The organism is Saccharothrix sp. AJ9571, assembly GCF_021725495.1.
In the GTDB taxonomy this organism is placed as follows: Bacteria; Actinomycetota; Actinomycetes; order Mycobacteriales; family Pseudonocardiaceae; genus Amycolatopsis; species Amycolatopsis magusensis.
Genome location: NZ_CP091382.1, coordinates 9,316,924 through 9,331,797 on the forward strand (window position 1 = coordinate 9,316,924; position 14,874 = coordinate 9,331,797).

Annotated in this window: 15 protein-coding genes; 10 read left to right on the forward strand and 5 right to left on the reverse strand. The window is 70.9% G+C overall.

The features are described from left to right. The first annotated feature begins 14 nt into the window (after positions 1-14). Together L3Q67_RS42245 and L3Q67_RS42250 are read left to right on the forward strand one after the other, a co-directional pair. Positions 15-785, forward strand: coding sequence for an ABC transporter ATP-binding protein (locus tag L3Q67_RS42245; protein ID WP_499186998.1), 771 nt, complete (start codon positions 15-17; stop codon positions 783-785). Between the two features lie 3 nt (positions 786-788). Further along, positions 789-2,132: an ABC transporter permease family protein gene (locus L3Q67_RS42250; protein WP_499186999.1), complete on the forward strand. Its 1,344-nt coding sequence runs from the start codon at positions 789-791 to the stop codon at positions 2,130-2,132. Positions 2,133-2,227: 95 nt separating this feature from the next. On the opposite strand, the gene L3Q67_RS42255 is transcribed toward L3Q67_RS42250, so the two are convergent. Both L3Q67_RS42255 and L3Q67_RS42260 read right to left on the reverse strand, forming a co-directional pair. Further along, positions 2,228-2,602 carry an STAS domain-containing protein gene (locus L3Q67_RS42255; RefSeq protein WP_499187000.1) on the reverse strand — a complete coding sequence of 125 codons (375 nt, stop codon included), beginning with the start codon at positions 2,600-2,602 and terminating at the stop codon, positions 2,228-2,230. Positions 2,603-2,730: 128 nt separating this feature from the next. Next, complete coding sequence (locus L3Q67_RS42260) at positions 2,731-3,603, reverse strand: manganese catalase family protein (RefSeq protein WP_499187001.1); 873 nt, start codon at positions 3,601-3,603, stop codon at positions 2,731-2,733. A gap of 144 nt (positions 3,604-3,747) precedes the next feature. Between L3Q67_RS42260 and L3Q67_RS42265 the strand changes: the two genes are divergently transcribed. Continuing rightward, positions 3,748-4,083 carry a hypothetical protein gene (locus tag L3Q67_RS42265; RefSeq protein ID WP_499187002.1) on the forward strand — a complete coding sequence of 112 codons (336 nt, stop codon included), beginning with the start codon at positions 3,748-3,750 and terminating at the stop codon, positions 4,081-4,083. Here the strand turns inward: L3Q67_RS42265 and L3Q67_RS42270 are convergent. Continuing rightward, a complete protein-coding gene (locus L3Q67_RS42270) occupies positions 4,071-5,444 on the reverse strand; it encodes an MFS transporter (RefSeq protein ID WP_499187003.1) in 1,374 nt (457 codons plus the stop codon). The genes L3Q67_RS42265 and L3Q67_RS42270 overlap by 13 nt on opposite strands. 60 nt (positions 5,445-5,504) lie before the next feature. Between L3Q67_RS42270 and L3Q67_RS42275 the strand changes: the two genes are divergently transcribed. The 3 genes from L3Q67_RS42275 (at position 5,505) to L3Q67_RS42285 (ending at position 10,535) form a co-directional block, all read left to right on the forward strand. Beyond that, positions 5,505-5,897, forward strand: coding sequence for a MerR family transcriptional regulator (locus L3Q67_RS42275; protein ID WP_499187004.1), 393 nt, complete (start codon positions 5,505-5,507; stop codon positions 5,895-5,897). Positions 5,898-6,026: 129 nt separating this feature from the next. Further along, positions 6,027-9,698, forward strand: a complete 3,672-nt coding sequence (locus L3Q67_RS42280) for a DUF6531 domain-containing protein (protein ID WP_499187005.1) — start codon at positions 6,027-6,029, stop codon at positions 9,696-9,698. Between the two features lie 210 nt (positions 9,699-9,908). After that, positions 9,909-10,535 (forward strand): TIGR03085 family metal-binding protein, encoded by a 627-nt coding sequence (locus L3Q67_RS42285; protein WP_499187006.1) that lies wholly within the window; start codon positions 9,909-9,911, stop codon positions 10,533-10,535. Position 10,536: 1 nt separating this feature from the next. On the opposite strand, the gene L3Q67_RS42290 is transcribed toward L3Q67_RS42285, so the two are convergent. Beyond that, positions 10,537-10,953, reverse strand: coding sequence for a MarR family winged helix-turn-helix transcriptional regulator (locus tag L3Q67_RS42290; protein WP_499187007.1), 417 nt, complete (start codon positions 10,951-10,953; stop codon positions 10,537-10,539). Positions 10,954-11,015: 62 nt separating this feature from the next. On the opposite strand from L3Q67_RS42290, the gene L3Q67_RS42295 reads away from it, so the two are divergent. After that, positions 11,016-11,609, forward strand: a complete 594-nt coding sequence (locus L3Q67_RS42295; RefSeq protein ID WP_499187008.1) for a DinB family protein — start codon at positions 11,016-11,018, stop codon at positions 11,607-11,609. Here the strand turns inward: L3Q67_RS42295 and L3Q67_RS42300 are convergent. Then, positions 11,536-12,984: a DUF1349 domain-containing protein gene (locus L3Q67_RS42300; RefSeq protein ID WP_499187009.1), complete on the reverse strand. Its 1,449-nt coding sequence runs from the start codon at positions 12,982-12,984 to the stop codon at positions 11,536-11,538. The two genes, L3Q67_RS42295 and L3Q67_RS42300, sit on opposite strands and share 74 nt — an antisense overlap. A gap of 120 nt (positions 12,985-13,104) precedes the next feature. On the opposite strand from L3Q67_RS42300, the gene L3Q67_RS42305 reads away from it, so the two are divergent. The 3 genes from L3Q67_RS42305 to L3Q67_RS42315 are packed head-to-tail and all read left to right on the forward strand — an operon-like array spanning position 13,105 to position 14,644. After that, positions 13,105-13,821: a response regulator transcription factor gene (locus L3Q67_RS42305; protein WP_499187010.1), complete on the forward strand. Its 717-nt coding sequence runs from the start codon at positions 13,105-13,107 to the stop codon at positions 13,819-13,821. 50 nt (positions 13,822-13,871) lie between these two features. After that, positions 13,872-14,108, forward strand: a complete 237-nt coding sequence (locus L3Q67_RS42310) for a hypothetical protein (protein ID WP_499187011.1) — start codon at positions 13,872-13,874, stop codon at positions 14,106-14,108. A gap of 59 nt (positions 14,109-14,167) precedes the next feature. Continuing rightward, on the forward strand, positions 14,168-14,644 hold the full coding sequence (locus tag L3Q67_RS42315) for a nuclear transport factor 2 family protein (protein WP_499187012.1): 477 nt from the start codon (positions 14,168-14,170) through the stop codon (positions 14,642-14,644). Positions 14,645-14,874 lie beyond the last annotated feature (230 nt).

A 14,874-nucleotide genomic window follows, 5' to 3' on the forward strand; every position in this document is an offset into this window, starting at 1 on the left:
GTGAGGGGTGAGCGATGGCTGATCGGCACGCGACGGGCGAGGCACTGCGCCTGGTCGAAGTGAGCAAAACCTATGGTACCCAAGGAAACCCGGTACACGCACTGCGAAGCGCCTCCCTCGCCCTGCGAGCGGGCACGTTCACCGCGGTGATGGGGCCTTCCGGTTCCGGCAAGAGCACGCTGCTCCACTGCGCCGCCGGGCTCGATCAGCCGACCAGTGGCCGGGTGCTCGTCGACGGCACCGAACTGGTCCACGGCAGCGAGACCGCGATGACCAAGTTCCGCCGGACCCGGATCGGCTTCGTGTTCCAGCAGTTCAACCTCCTGCCCACGTTGACGGTGTGGCAGAACATCACGCTCCCCCTGCGGCTCGCCGGGCGGAAGATCGACACCGACTTCGTGCGCGACGTGCTCGACCGCACCTGGCTCGGGGATCGCGTCGATCACCGGCCCGCCGAACTGTCGGGCGGTCAGCAGCAGCGGGTGGCGATCGCGCGGGCGCTGGTGACCCGGCCCAACCTGATCTTCGCCGACGAACCGACCGGCGCGCTGGACACGCGCAGCGCCCGCGAGGTACTGGGGATGCTCGCCGAGTCCGTGCACACCCTGGGGCAGACCGTCGTCATGGTCACGCACGACCCGGTCGCCGCCGCCTTCGCGGACTCGGTGGTCTTCCTCGCCGACGGGCGGATCGTGGACTGGCTCGACCGGCCGGACGCCAAGACCGTGGCCGAGCGGCTGACGCACCTGGGTGAGCCGAGCCCGGCCGTCGCAGTGGGTGAGTGAGCTGTGTTCCGACTCGCCCTGAGCTCACTGCGCTACCGCACCGGCGGTTTCGTGGCCAGCTTCCTCTCACTGTTCCTCGGCGCGTTCATCCTGATGACCTTCGCGTCCATGTTGGACACCGGGCTCACGCCTGGCATCGACGAGAACTCCTCGACCACCCTGACGCTGGTCGCCGCCGTGGTCGGTGGCTGGGGGCTGATCATCGTGGCCTTCGCCGTCGGCTCCACGCTGACTTTGCTGGTGCGCCAGCGCCACCAGGAGATGGCCCTGCTGCGCAGCATCGGCGCGACACCCGCCCAGACCGTCCGGCTGGTCGTCGGGGAAGCGGCGGTGGTCGCGGTCGCGGCGGGCGCGCTGGCGATCGTGCCGTCGGTGTTCGGCGGTGAACTGCTGCTGCGCCTGCTCGGCGACACCGGCCAGGTCGCCCCGGGCATCGAGCACCGGTTCGGCGCGCTGGGACTGGGCATCGGCCTGGGCATCACGTTCGGCGCGGCGGTGCTCGCCGCGGTCGTGGCCACGCGCCGCACGGCCGGGGTGACCGCCCGCCAGGCGATGCTGGCGGTGACCGAGAACCCGCGGATGAGCCGCAAGCGCCTCGTCATCGGCCTCGTGGTGCTCGCGGCCGGGATCACCTGCGGGGTGCTCACCGCGACCGTGTTCGAGGACAGCGGCCTGGAGTTGATGGCGGTCGCGGGTCAGGCGGTGATCCTGTCCTCGGTCGGGCTGGCTGTGCTCTCCCCCGCGCTGGCCCGCGTGGTGGTGGCGGTTCTCGGCGATCCGGTGCGCGCGCTGACCGGCGTCGGCGGCTACCTGACCGTGCTGACCATCCGGCAGCGCACCCGCCAGTTCGCCGACGGCCTGATCGCGGTCATCCTGTTCACCGGCATCGCGACCGGCACGCTCTACCTGCAGGCGATCGAGAACTCCTCGGTGACGGTCAAAGCGCCGGAGCACCAGAGCATCGAGACGCTGAACTTCGTGGTGGTCGGCATGATCGCGTTGTTCGCCGCGGTGATGCTGGTCAACACACTGGCGGCGGCGATCATCCACCGCCGCGGGGAGTTCGGCAGGCAGCGGCTGGCCGGTTCGACGCCGCCGCAGGTGCTGGGCATGGTGAGCGTGGAGGGCGTGCTGCTGGCGGTGACCGGCATCGTGTTCGGGTCGCTGGCGGCCGTCGCGGCGATCGTGCCGTACAGCCTCGTGCGGACCGGCTCGATCGTGCCGGACGAGAGCCCGCTGATCTACGGGGTGACCGTGGTGATCGCGGCACTGCTGACGCTGGGGACCTGCGTGGCCGCGACCCGGCGGGCGATCCGAGGCCCGGCGATCCGCGCGATCGGCGCCTGACGCCCCGGGTTCGCCCCCGCCCGGGTGATCTCCCATCGGGTGACGGACCGGTCGTCGGCCTGCGACGGCTGGTTCGCCCGCACTGGCCAGTCCACTCAGGACAGCAGGGCGAGCCAGCGCCACGCCGCTTCCAGGTCCGGGTGGACCTGGAGCAAGTGGTCCAGCCGCAACAGGCGGATCGGCCGCACCACCGTGGGGTGCGTGCTGACGAGCGCGCACGCCACCCCGGCCGCGCGGGCGTCGATGTGCGCGTCCAGCAGGACGCGAAGCGTTTGCGCGGAACAGAAAGCGATCCGGGACAGGTCCAGGAGCACCGCTTTCGGACCCCGCCCGAGCACTTCGGCCAGTGTGTGGCCCAGCCGGTCGACGACCTGGTTGTCCAGCTCACCGGTCGCGGTGAGCACGGTGACCGCGTGGTCGGTCGTCACGTCGAAGGTGGCGGGGGCCGGGCGGATAGCGGACTGCGGCACCAATTTGACCCCTCACCTGAGCACGGTTGCCGGACAACTGCCGACTCAACCCCAGGGCGGCCGTGCCCGCCACCCGGCACCACGGGCCCACCGGCCCGTGGTGCCTCCAACGGGTGAAACCGCGGTGATCAGGTCAGCTTCTTCTTGACCTGCTTGGCTTTGCCCTTCACCGTTCCGGCGGCGTCCTTGACCGCGGAATAGGTGCCGAACAGCGCCGGGTCCGGCTTCGGCGCGGTGCCAGGACCACCCTGCGGCTCGGGGTCCATCAGGTACTCGATGGAGTCGTGGTCGCCGTTGCTCCAGCCACCGGAGGCACCATCAGGACCGTCGGACAGGTGCCAGATGGTGTTGTTGTGCACCTGGTCTTCCTCGTCGAACAAGGCGTTCGGCGCGATCACCGTGGGCTCCAGACCATCGGACTGCAGTTCCTCGATCGCGGCGAGCCACTGCTTCTGGTGCACCGTGTCCCGCGCCAGGTTGAACTTCAGCATTTCCTTCACGCCGGGGTCGTCGGTCATGTTGTACAACCGCGCGGTCTGCAGTCGGCCCTGCGCCTCGGCCGCGGCGTTGGCCTGGAAGTCGGCGAGCAGGTTGCCGCTGGCCACGATGTAGGAGCCGATCCAGGGCACTCCCTGGGAGTTGTTCGGCAGCGCCCCGCCACCGCCGATGATCGCCTGCTGCGGGTCCATCCCGCCGATCACCGCGGCCATCACCGGATCCTTCACCGCCTCCGCGGTCACCGTCGACGGCGCACCTTCGAGGAGGCGGGCCACCATCGTGGCCAGCATCTCCACGTGCCCGATCTCCTCGGTGGCCGTGTCCATGATCAGGTCCTTGTACTTGCCCTCCATGCGGCAGTTCCACCCCTGGAACAGGTACTGCATGGTCACCGTCATCTCGCCGTACGCCCCGCCGATGAGCTCCTGCAACTTCCGGGCGTACACCGGGTCGGGCTTTTCCGGCTTGGCCTCGAACTGCAGCAATTTCGTATGCCGGAACACCGTGAACAACCTCCTGGAATCGGTGGCGATACCAACCCGGGCTTCCCCACGATTTCGCGTTCATGCACGACGGTTGACCGGAATCTGTTTCTCCAGCAAGGTGCGGGCAGCCAAGCCGGTCACCACCCTGCGGAAAGGGGCAAAATGGTCAGGTTTTCCCGCGGCTCCCGCGGTGTGCCCGCCGCTGTTGTCCGGCCGGCCGGACATCGGCGGCCCCCGGTTTGCCGCTGGCCGGGGGTCATCTGCCCGGAACACGGCTTCACCCTGGCCACCACCGACGAGTGGACCTGGTGCGTGACGCCCGACTGCGGACGGTTCTGGCTGGGCAGCCACCGGGAAGGCGGCTGCGGCGAACCGGCGTCGGTGTACCTGGCCGACGCCGGCGACGGTGACCGCCTCCTCTGCCCCGAGCACGCCGAGCAGGCGGACCGCCAATTGGCCGGGCACCGCCCTGGCACGCGACGCGATCAGGCCGGTTGACGCCGGGCGCTCAGCGCCGCCAGGCCGAGGAGCACCGCCACCCCGATCGCCGCGACCACGGCGAGCCCCGTGGTGGAACCGTGCTCGCGCTGGACGAAGGTGCCGACGCTGCCGAGCACGGCCACCCCGAGCGCCAGGCCGAACTCCACACTGGTCTCCGACAGCGCCGACGCCGCACCGGCCCGCCCGGGTGGCGCCGCGCCGACCACGATCTCCGTGCTCAGCGCCATCACCGGCCCCTGCCCCAGGTAGATCAGCACGAGCCCGGCGACCAGTGGGGCCACGCCCTGCTCCGCCGGGGTCCAGGCCAGCACGAAGAAGCCCAGCGCCGAGACCACCAGCGACCACGCGAGCAGCCGGTGCACCGGCATCCGGCGAGCCAGCGAGGGCGCCGCCACCGACGTCAGGATCATCGCCACCGCGGACGGCACCAGCCACAGCCCGGCCTCGATCGGGGACAGCCCGGCCGTCTGCTGGAGGTGGAGCGCGGCGAACAGGTAGACCCCGGACACGCAGGCGAGCGCGGCCAGCAGCACCACCAGCGCGGTGCGGAACGGGCGCACGGCGAACAACCGAGGGTCGATCAACGGCAGGCTCAGCGTCCGCTGCCGTCGCAGGAACACCACCCCGGCGACCGCGCCGAGCAGGAGCGCGCTTCCCCCGGGGACCACCGAACCGCCCTCCGCGAGGTGCTTGATGCCGTAGACGATGGGCAGCACGGTCGCCAGCGACAGGGCCACGCTCGCCGGGTCCAGCCGCCCCGGCTCGGGATCGCGGTGCTCCGGCAGCAGGATCGGGCCGGTGATCAGCAGCAGGGTCATCACCGGCACGGCGAGCAGGAACACCGAGCCCCACCAGAACCATTCGAGCAGCAGCCCACCGACCACCGGGCCGAGCGCCACCCCGGCGGACAGGGCCGCCGACCACAGCCCGATCGCGGCCCCGCGCTGCCGTGGGTCGCGGAACATGCCGCCGATGAGCGCGAGGGTGGACGGCATCAGCGTGGCACCGGCGATGCCGAGCAGGCCGCGGGCGAGGATCAGCAGTTCGGCCGTCGGCGCGAAGGCCGCCAGCACCGAGGTGATCAGGAAGGCCGCGGCCCCGATCAGCAGCAGTCGTCGCCTGCCGATGCGATCACCCAGCGAACCCATGGTGACGAGGAACCCGGCGACCAGGAAGCCGTAGGCGTCGGAGATCCACAGCAGCTGGCCCGGGCTCGGGGCCAGCTCGGCGGCGAGGCTGGGGAGCGCCAGGTAGAGCACCGTGGCGTCCATGGACAGCAGCGCGGTCGGCAGCACGAGCACGGCGAGGCCGAGCCATTCGCGGGGACCGGCGGTCGTTTCGAGTTGTCGGTCGGACATGCCGCGACGCTAAAGTCTCACATGGATGTGAGAGTCAAGCGCGAATTTTCGGAGGGCCGCATGCGCATCAGCGAGCTGGAACGCCGGACCGGGGTCAGCCAGCGGCTGCTGCGTTACTACGAGGAGCAGGGGCTGCTGCAGCCGCGGCGCCTGCCCAGTGGCTACCGCGAGTACGCCGAGGCCGACGTCACCACCGTCGAGCACATCCGGAACCTGCTGGCCGCCGGCCTGTCCACCACCACGATCGCCGACCTGCTGCCCTGCATGGGTTCGGCAGGCGGGCGGCTCGTCGCCGACTGCCCCGAACTGCTGGTGGACCTGCACCGCGAGCGCGCCAGGCTCAGCGCCGCGATCAGCGAGCTGACCACCGCCCGGAGCACCCTGGACCAGGTGATCGCCACCGCGCCGCCCGCGGTCGAGCACGCCGCGGACCGGTTGCGCGAGGCCGGCTGACGCCCCGGTGACCACCGAGAGGAAAGGCCGTGTCGTCCCGGTGGGTGATCGGGCAACGTCCGGCGGTCGCAGGGGCAGGCCACCACCCGGTGGGTTGTCGCGGTCTCCGGGGTTGCCTTAGCTGAAGTCATGGCCATTGTCGGCACACCGCTTCCGGAGTCGATCGACGAGACCAGCCGGGCGATCGAGAGCCGCGGCTGGGCCGACGGGGTCCGGGACGCGGGCGGGGCCGCTTTGGACGCGCTCGGCACGGCCGCGGACCCGTTCGGGCCCGTCCCGGCCGGTGAGGTCGGCTGGCTGCTCGAACACTGCGGGCTGCTGTCGGAGGCCCTGGACGTGCTGACCGGCGACCCGGACGAGATCAGGGCGCACGCGGAGACCTGGCAGCACGTCGGCACCGAACTTTCGGCCATCGACGCCGACCTGACGAAGATGATCACCGACGAGTCGTGGCCCGGCCCGGCCGGGGACGCCTTCCGCACGCGGTACGCGGACACGGCCACCCTGCTCTCGGCCGCCCGGACCGCGTCCGAGGGAGCGGCCAGCGGGATCAGCAGCGCCGGTGAGGTCGTCGGCGCGGTGCGGACGCAGGTGCGCGACATCATCACCGACCTGGTCGGGCACCTGATGCGGTGGGCGCTGCACACCCCCGGCATCGGCCTGGTCTGGGTGGCTTCCCAGGTGGTCACGGCCGTCGCGAAGACGGCGGCGAGGATCGCGGGCATCATCAAGAAGCTGGTGCGGGCGCTGGGCAAGCTTTCGCCGTTGCTGCAGAAGCTCGGTGATTCCTTCGGGGAGGCCACCCAGGCGCTGCGGGACACCGAACCGGCCAGGACCAAGCCCGGCCGTCCCGGCGACCGGGCCATCCCCGTGCGCGGCGCCGGCCCGGTCGACGTGGCCACCGGTCAGGTCGTGCTGCGGCAGGCCGACCTCACCCTGATCGGCACCCCGGACCTGGTGCTCGAGCGCACCCACCTCTCGGCCTACCGCGAAGGCCGCTGGTTCGGGCCGTCCTGGGCGTCCACAGTGGACCAAAGGCTGGCGGCCGACGAAGCGCACCTGCGCTACTTCTCGGCGGACGGCATGGTCCTGTTCTACCCGCACCCCACCGGGCCGGAGGAAGTGCTGCCGCTGCTGGGCCCGCGATATCCGCTGCGGAAAACCAGCGACGGGTACCGCGTCACGGACCCGGCCACCGGCAGGACTTCGCTGTTCGAACCGGATACCCACCGCCTGGTGGCCATCGAGCATCCCGGCTCCCCCACGGTCACCATCGAATACGACGGCGATGCGCCCAGCGTGCTGCGACGGTCCGACGGGTACGAAGTACGCTTCACCACCGCCGGCGGCCGCATCACCGGCATCGACGTCCTGAGCGAAGACCACACCGTCCCGGTCGTGCGCTTCGGCTACAACAAACTCGGGCAGCTGACCGAAGTGGCGAACGCCGCCGGTCCGCCGATGACGCTCGACTACGACCTCAGCGACCGGCTCGCCGGCTGGCGGGACCGCACCGGCACCTGGTTCCGGTACGCCTACGACGCCGACGGCCGCTGCGTGCGGACCGTCGGCGCCGACGGGTTCCGCAACGGCGCGTACAGCTACGAGCGCGACCGCCGCGCCACGCGGTACACCGATTCACTCGGCCACACCACCGAATACCGCTTCGACGAGGCGGGCAGGCTGGTGGAGGAGATCGATCCGCTCGGCGGCCGCCGGGGGTTCACCTGGGACCGGCAAGGCCGCCTGCTGTCGCGCACGGACGCGCTCGGCCGGACCACGCTGTTCACCTACGACGACGACGGCTTGCTCGCCGGGGTCGTGCGCCCGGACGGCTCGGTGGTCGGGTACTCGCCCGCCCCGGGCGGCGCCCTGCTTACTGTGTCCACTAAGGACGGTGTGGTGCGCAGGCGGGTGCCGGATGTCGATCCGCTGACCGAGCCGGTCGGGGTGGCGTCGCCGTCGCGCACCGCCCGCCCGGCGGGCCTTTTCGCCGATGCGGAACCGGAAACCGCTCAGCCCGGCGAGCGTGACGCCTTCGGCAGGCCACGCACGATCCGGACGGCTTCCGACGCCACCGTCGGTCTCGGCTGGACCGTGGCCGGTCACCGGGCGGTCCGGCAGGGGCCGCTCGGCAGGCGGGACGTGTGGCGCTTCGACGCCGAGGGCCACGCGATCGAGCACCGCGGCGCGAGCGGGCAGGTCACGCGGCGGCGGTACGGCCGATTCGGCCTGCTCATCGAGGAAATCGACGCTGCGGGCGGGCGCACCACCTTCCGCTACGACGGTGAACTGCGGCTGATCGAGGTCACCAACGCCGCCGGGCTCGCCTGGCGCTACACCTACGACCCGGTGGGCCGCCTGATCGAGGAGGAGGACTGCGACGGCCGCCTGCTCAGCTTCGACTACAACACGGCCGGGCAGCTGACCAGCACGACCAACGGCCTCGGCGAGGTCACCGCCTACCGCTACGACCCGCTCGGCAACGTGGTCGAACGGCGGACGGCCGAAGACGTCACCACCTACGCCCACGACCCGCTCGGCCGCCTGATCCGCGCGGCGAACCGGGAAGCCGTGCTGGAAATCAGCCGCGACGTCCAAGGGCGGGTGCTCGCGGAATCGGTCAACGGCCACACGGTCCGCTGGTCCTACGAGGGTGCCGCGGTGCACCGGCGCACACCGTCCGGTGTGGACAGTTCGTGGCACGGTGACGAGAACGGACGGCCGGAGCGACTGCTCATCGCCGACCACGAGGTTGTTTTCGAACGCGATCCGGCCGGACGGGAAGTCGCGCGCTTCGTCGACGGGCATCGCGTGCTCTGCCAGGAGTTCGACGCCGAGGACTTGCTCACCACGCAGGTGCTCTCCGACCGCGTCCTCAAACGCGACTACACCTATCGGATCGACGGGCAGTTGATCGCGATCGACGACTCGGCCACCGGCGCGACCCGGTTCCGGCTGGATCCGCTCGGCCGGGTCACCGAACTCACCGCACCACACGGCACCGAGCGGTACAGCTACGACGCCGCGGGCAACATCACCCGGGACGCGCTGGGAATCCGCGGGTACCACCACAACCTCCTGGCCGAAGCCGGCGGCGTCACCTACACCGCGGACCGGCAGGGCCGGATCACCAGCAGGCGCGCGGGCGATCGCGAGTGGACCTTCACCTGGGACCGGCTGGACCGGCTGACCGGACTGACCACTCCGGACGGTACACGGTGGACCTACCACTACGACCCGGTCGGCAGGCGGTTCGCCAAACGACGGTGGCCACCCGGCGCGCAGATGGCCGAAGAGATCCGGTTCGCCTGGGACGGCACGGAAATCATCGAACAGGAGACGCGGCACGCCGACGGCACGCGTTCGGTGATCACCTGGGAACGGTGCGACGGGCGGCCGGTGGTCCAGCTCGATGACCGGCTCCGCGTCATCGTGACGAACTCGGCGGGCACGCCCACCGAGCTGCTCGACAGCGATGGTTCCTTGCGATGGCAGGCATCCACCGGGTTGTGGGGCAACGACCTCGGCGCGGCGACCGGCACGCCCCTGCGGTTCCCCGGCCAGTACCAGGACGCCGAAAGCGGGCTGCACTACAGCGTGCACCGCTACTACGACCCGGAAACCGCGCGCTACCTCAGCCAGGACCCGCTCGGCCTTCGGTCCTCGCCGAATCCGATGGGATACGTGGCGAACCCGTACCTTTTCGCCACGCCCGCAGGCGTTCCCGGCGTGCCGGAACGGCCGGGCGTGGTCGATCTCGTGTGGCCGGAACCGTGGCCTGCTGCCCGCACCGGGTGATCGCCGGCGGTCGATCGTGCCCGACCGGGGTTCGACCGTGCCGTGGTTCGCGCGGCACCGAGTAGCGACACCGCTCGCGACACAAATGTGGCTTTGGGGGCGGATTCGGCCCCCAAAACCACATTCGTGTCATCATTCGTGCCATCGCCGCGGCAGCCCACCGGGACGGGTGGGGGCGTGGGGCGGGGGGTGGCGGGTAGGGTCGGGGGTATGGGTGTCGCTGCTGATGAGCGCCGGGAACTGTGCGAGTTGTTCGAGCGGGTGGGCGCCGACGCCCCCACCCTGTGCGAAGGCTGGCGCACCCGTGACCTGGCCGCGCACCTGGTCCTGCGCGAACACCGGCCCGACGCGGCGGCCGGGATCCTGGTGCCCGCCCTCGCGTCCCACACCGAATCCGTGCAGGCACGCTACGCCGCCGAGCCGTGGGCGCAGCTGGTCGAGCGGGTGCGCAAGGGACCGGCGTGGTTCTGGCCCACTCGCCTGCCGCCGCTGAACGAGCTGATCAACAGCGCCGAATTCCTCGTGCACCACGAAGACGTGCGCCGGGCGCAGGAGGGCTGGGAGCCCCGGCCCGCCGAAGCCAAGCGCGACGAGGCGGCCTGGCGGTCGATCAGGGCGATCGCCAAGCTCACCCTCCGCGGCTCAGCCGACGGAATCGTCCTCCGCACGCCCGCTCACGGCGAGGTGACGGCGAAGGCCGGTCCCGACCCCGTCACCGTCATCGGCGAACCGGTCGAGATTCTGCTGTTCGCCTTCGGCCGTGACGCCGTTCGCCTCGAGTTCGACGGGGACGCCGCCGCGGTCGTACGGCTGAAGTCGCTCAGTCGCGGCCTCTGACTCACTCGGACAGCGCCTGCGCGGCACGCAGGAAAGCCGCCCGATCGCCTTCGGGCAACTGAGCCAGCAACTCGTCCTCGTACGCCTGGATCCGGTCCTGCGTGGCGCGACGCCGCGCCCGGCCCTCGTCGGTGATCGCCAGCAGCCGCACCCGCCGGTCGGCCGGGTCCGGGTCGCGGCTGATCAGGCCGTCGTCCTGCAGCTTGTCCAGGGTGCCGATGATCCGCGTCTTGTCGGCGCCGATCGCGCGCGCCAGCGCGGCCTGCGTGCGCACCGGCCCGTCGTCGAGGGCGCTGAGCACGACGTAGCCCCACATGCTCAGCCCGTGCTCCTCCAGTATCGGCGCCTCCGCCGCCATCAGCCCGCGCATGAGCCCGCCGAGCATCGCCGCGAGGTCCGGCCGCTTCCGCTCCGCCATGCGCTGACCATACCGAGCAGACCACCCTTGACGGATCGTACGCAGGTGTAGATGATATGCGCATGCCCATCAATGAACTGCGCATCTTCGACGCCCTCGCCACCCGCGTCAGCCTCGACCTCGTCGCCCACCTGAAGCCCGCCGACCTGTCGAAGCCGACGCCCTGCGAAGCCTGGACCCTGCACGGCCTGCTCGCCCACATGACCACCCAGCACCTGGGTTTCGCCGCCGCCGCGGCCGGCGACGGCGACCCGGCCCACTGGAAAACGGTCCCCCTCGGCGACGATCCCGTGGCCACCTACCGCGAATCGGTGAACAAGGTGCTGAACGCCTTCGCCGCCAACGACCTCGCCGACCGCAAGTTCCCGCTGCCGGAGTTCTCCACCGAGGTCACCTTCACCGCGGAGCAGGCGCTCAGCTTCCACTTCGTCGACTACGTGGTGCACGCCTGGGATGTCGCCCGCACGCTCGACCTGCCGATCCGGTTCCAGAAGGAGGTATTGGACCGCGCGCTCCGCGTCGCCGAGATCGTCCCGGATGGACAGTCCCGCCTCGAGCCGGGCGCGGCTTTCGGCCCGGCGGTCAAGGCCGACGGACTGTCCGGATTGGACCGGATCGTGGCGCTGCTCGGCCGCTCCCCCGCGTGGCCGAACTGAGGGTGGCCTGCCTGCGGTCGGCGATCAGGCGCATCAGCACGAGCGCCGCCACCACGTAGGCGCCGGTGACGGCGAACCCGGCCCAGCCGGGCAGGGGGAAATAGCCCGCGGCCGGGGTGTAGTGCGCGAGGACCTGGGGGAACTCCCCGGCGGTTTGCTGGACGGCGAAGCCGGCCGCCGGGGTCAGGCGCAGGAGCCAGTCGGCGACGGCGTCGGGTAGCAGCGGGTAGACGGCCAGCACGTACGGCACCACGGTCAACGCGGCAGCGGCGAGCCACGAGCGCAGGGCCCGAGCGAGTACCGCGATCAGGGCGACCACCAAAGCCACTCCGACGACGACCCGCGCCGTGGTGAGCGCCGAGACCGGCAGGACGTTGCTGCCTGCGGCCCGCAGGACCAGCGTGCCGAGCGGGACGGTGATCCCGATCGCCACCAGGGCGGTCGCCAACGTGGCTCCGAAGACCGCCGGAACGCTGCCCCGGAAACGCGCTGCCAGCACGATCAAGAAGACCAGCAGCACCGGCAGGCCGAGCAGGGTGTCTTCGATCGACGCCCCGCCGATCGTGCCGACCGGGCCGATGTCGCCGGAGCCGGTGATGCGCAGCGTGCCGTCCGCCTCGGCGAGACCGGGTGCCAGGTGGTCGCGTTCCCAGTCGGTGGTGCCCATTTCCCCGATCGTGGTGCTGGTCCAGGCCGTTTCCGGCGAGCCGGTCACGGTGACGTGGTCGAACTCGGCGCTGGCCTGGGTGAACCGGACCTGCGTGCTTCCGCCCACCACGCTCAGGTCACCGGGCGAGTTGGCGAAGAGTCCTACTTGGACAACGGACGGCAGGCCGTCGAGCCGCGCTGTGCCGACCGGGGTCCAGGTGACCCCGTCAGGAGACTCGTAGCCGGTGACCACATCGCCGGACCGGGTCAGCCGCACCCACTGCGCACCGGAGGCACTGCCCGCGGTGTCGTGCACGTAGTCGTGCTGCATGCGCACGCCGTGGGCACCGGTGAACATGATCGCCGCGTACGAGGAGCCCGGTGCCAGGCCGTCCTTGATGATCAGGCCCGCCTTCGCCCACGGCACCAGGCCTTCGACGATCCGGTCGTGGCCGGGTGGCGGGTAGGTGATGGTGCCGGTCATCGAGGCCAGCCGGGCGGTGATGCTGCCCTCGGGCCCCAGTGGACGGTGCCCGAAGGCGAACTGGTCGCTGACCGCCTCGCCGCGCGGACCGACCGGGTCGGCCGGACAGGCGACCTCGACGTTGTCCGCGCTGCAGGTCGCCCGGCCCGCGACCGCGGGGAGCAGGCCGAGCAGCACGGTGAGCAGGGCGGCGGCGATGAGGGCGAGGGTGCGCCCGCGAGTGAAGAAGGAGAGGAGTTGCACCGGTCCGGTCTACGGACCACGCCCTAACACCGGCCGAACCGCCGCTGTCACACCGTTGTTAGGTCCGGCCCGGCATGCTGGTGCCGTGTTCACGCGCACGACCCGGCTACGGGTGACCGCATGAGGGTGCTGGTGGTCGAGGACGCCCGCGCGCTGGCGGACGTGGTCGCCGAGGGGCTGCGGGACCAGGGCATGGCCGTCGACCTCGCCTACGACGGCCACACCGCGGCGGCCAAGCTCGACCTCAACCCCTATGAGGTGGTGGTGCTGGACCGCGACCTGCCCGGCATCCACGGCGACGCGCTCTGCCAGATGATCACCGAGCGGGAGGAACGCGCGATGGTGCTGATGCTGACCGCGGCGGACTCGCCCGGCGATCGCGTCAGCGGGCTCACCCTCGGGGCCGACGACTACCTCGCCAAGCCGTTCCACTTCCCCGAACTGGTCCTGCGGATCCGGGCGCTGGCCCGCCGACGGCCGGACGCCAGGGCCAGGACGCTGCGCGCGGCGGGCATCGAACTCGACCCGGTGCGGCGCACGGCCACCCGCGACGGCCGGCGGCTCGACCTCTCGGTCAAGGAGTTCGCCCTGCTGGAGGCCCTGCTCCAGGCGGGGTCGGCGGTCCTCAGCACCGAGGACCTGCTGGAGCGCGTCTGGGACGAGCACGCCAATCCGTTCACCAACACCGTCACCGTGACCATCGGGCGCCTGCGCCGGAAACTCGGCGGTCCGCCGGTCATCACCACCCTGCCCGGCGCCGGGTATCGGCTGGATGAAGCCTCCCACCGGCCGGTTTCAGCGAGGCGTGAATCCGGCCCCGCCGGCGAACGCCGTTGAGTAGCTTCCGTGACGATCGACGGTCGATCACCGAAGGAGACAGAAGAACCATGGGGAAGAAGACCCGGGCCGCGCTCGCCGGGGCCGGTGTGGCCCTGACCGCCGCCGTGGCGTTCGCCCAGCCGGCGGCCGCAGGCAACGCGTGGCCGACCCTGCGCGGCACGTACACCTACCAGTTCCAGTGCACGGACGCCGGTTACAGCGGGCAGCTCGCCGGGCGGTGGAGCAAGTTCAACTGCTACCACAACAGCGCCAGGGTGTGGAACGCCTGGGAGCTGTACGCCTGAACCTCTCGAAGTAGAACACGTTCTTGCGTACGGCGCGGAGGTGGCGGAAGCTGGAGCGCATGGACCTCGCCGCGCTCGAAGAGATCAAGCGACTCAAGTACCGCTACCTCCGCTGCGTCGACACCAAGAACTGGGACGAACTGGCCGATGCCCTCACCGCCGACGCGGTCGCCGACTACGGCACGCCCGCCTACGGCAAACCGCTCAGCTTCAGCGGCCGGGAAGCCATCCTCGGCTTCCTGCGCGACACCCTCGGCCCGGACATCATCACCACGCATTTCGCGTCACAGCCGGAAATCGACATCGACGGCGACCGGGCGAGCGGGACCTGGGCGTTCCAGGACACGGTGATCGCCAGTTCGCACCGGATGGTCGTCGCCGGTGCCGCCTTCTACGAAGACACCTACCTCCGCGGCGAGGACGGCCGGTGGCGGATCGCGCGCACGGGCTACCAGCGCACGTACGAGGCGATGCACTCGCTCGACGACCTGCCGAGCTTCCGCCTCACCGCCAACCGCTGGGCCCCCACCCCCTAGAACCAGTTCCACCACCCACGCCCCCGCACCCGCCCCCCACACTCAAACCCCGACCCCCACGTTCAAACCCCCGAACCCCACGCTCAGACACCCGAGTCCCACGTTCAAACAGCCGAATCCCACACTCAGGCAACCGAGTTCCACGTTCAGACACCCGAGCCCCACACTCAGGCAACCGAGTTCCACGTTCAGACACCCGAGCCCCACACTCAGGCAACCGAGTTCCACGT

Bases quoted from the DNA above. Each gene is read 5' to 3' on its own strand.
- L3Q67_RS42315 (WP_499187012.1), top strand. From the start codon at position 14,168: ATGGACCTCGCCGCGCTCGAAGAGATCAAGCGACTCAAGTACCGCTAC.
- L3Q67_RS42265 (WP_499187002.1), top strand. From the start codon at position 3,748: ATGGTCAGGTTTTCCCGCGGCTCCCGCGGTGTGCCCGCCGCTGTTGTC.
- L3Q67_RS42305 (WP_499187010.1), top strand. From the start codon at position 13,105: ATGAGGGTGCTGGTGGTCGAGGACGCCCGCGCGCTGGCGGACGTGGTC.
- L3Q67_RS42275 (WP_499187004.1), top strand. From the start codon at position 5,505: ATGCGCATCAGCGAGCTGGAACGCCGGACCGGGGTCAGCCAGCGGCTG.
- L3Q67_RS42280 (WP_499187005.1), top strand. From the start codon at position 6,027: ATGGCCATTGTCGGCACACCGCTTCCGGAGTCGATCGACGAGACCAGC.
- L3Q67_RS42290 (WP_499187007.1), bottom strand. From the start codon at position 10,953: ATGGCGGAGCGGAAGCGGCCGGACCTCGCGGCGATGCTCGGCGGGCTC.
- L3Q67_RS42270 (WP_499187003.1), bottom strand. From the start codon at position 5,444: ATGTCCGACCGACAACTCGAAACGACCGCCGGTCCCCGCGAATGGCTC.
- L3Q67_RS42245 (WP_499186998.1), top strand. From the start codon at position 15: ATGGCTGATCGGCACGCGACGGGCGAGGCACTGCGCCTGGTCGAAGTG.
- L3Q67_RS42285 (WP_499187006.1), top strand. From the start codon at position 9,909: ATGGGTGTCGCTGCTGATGAGCGCCGGGAACTGTGCGAGTTGTTCGAG.
- L3Q67_RS42295 (WP_499187008.1), top strand. From the start codon at position 11,016: ATGCCCATCAATGAACTGCGCATCTTCGACGCCCTCGCCACCCGCGTC.
- L3Q67_RS42310 (WP_499187011.1), top strand. From the start codon at position 13,872: ATGGGGAAGAAGACCCGGGCCGCGCTCGCCGGGGCCGGTGTGGCCCTG.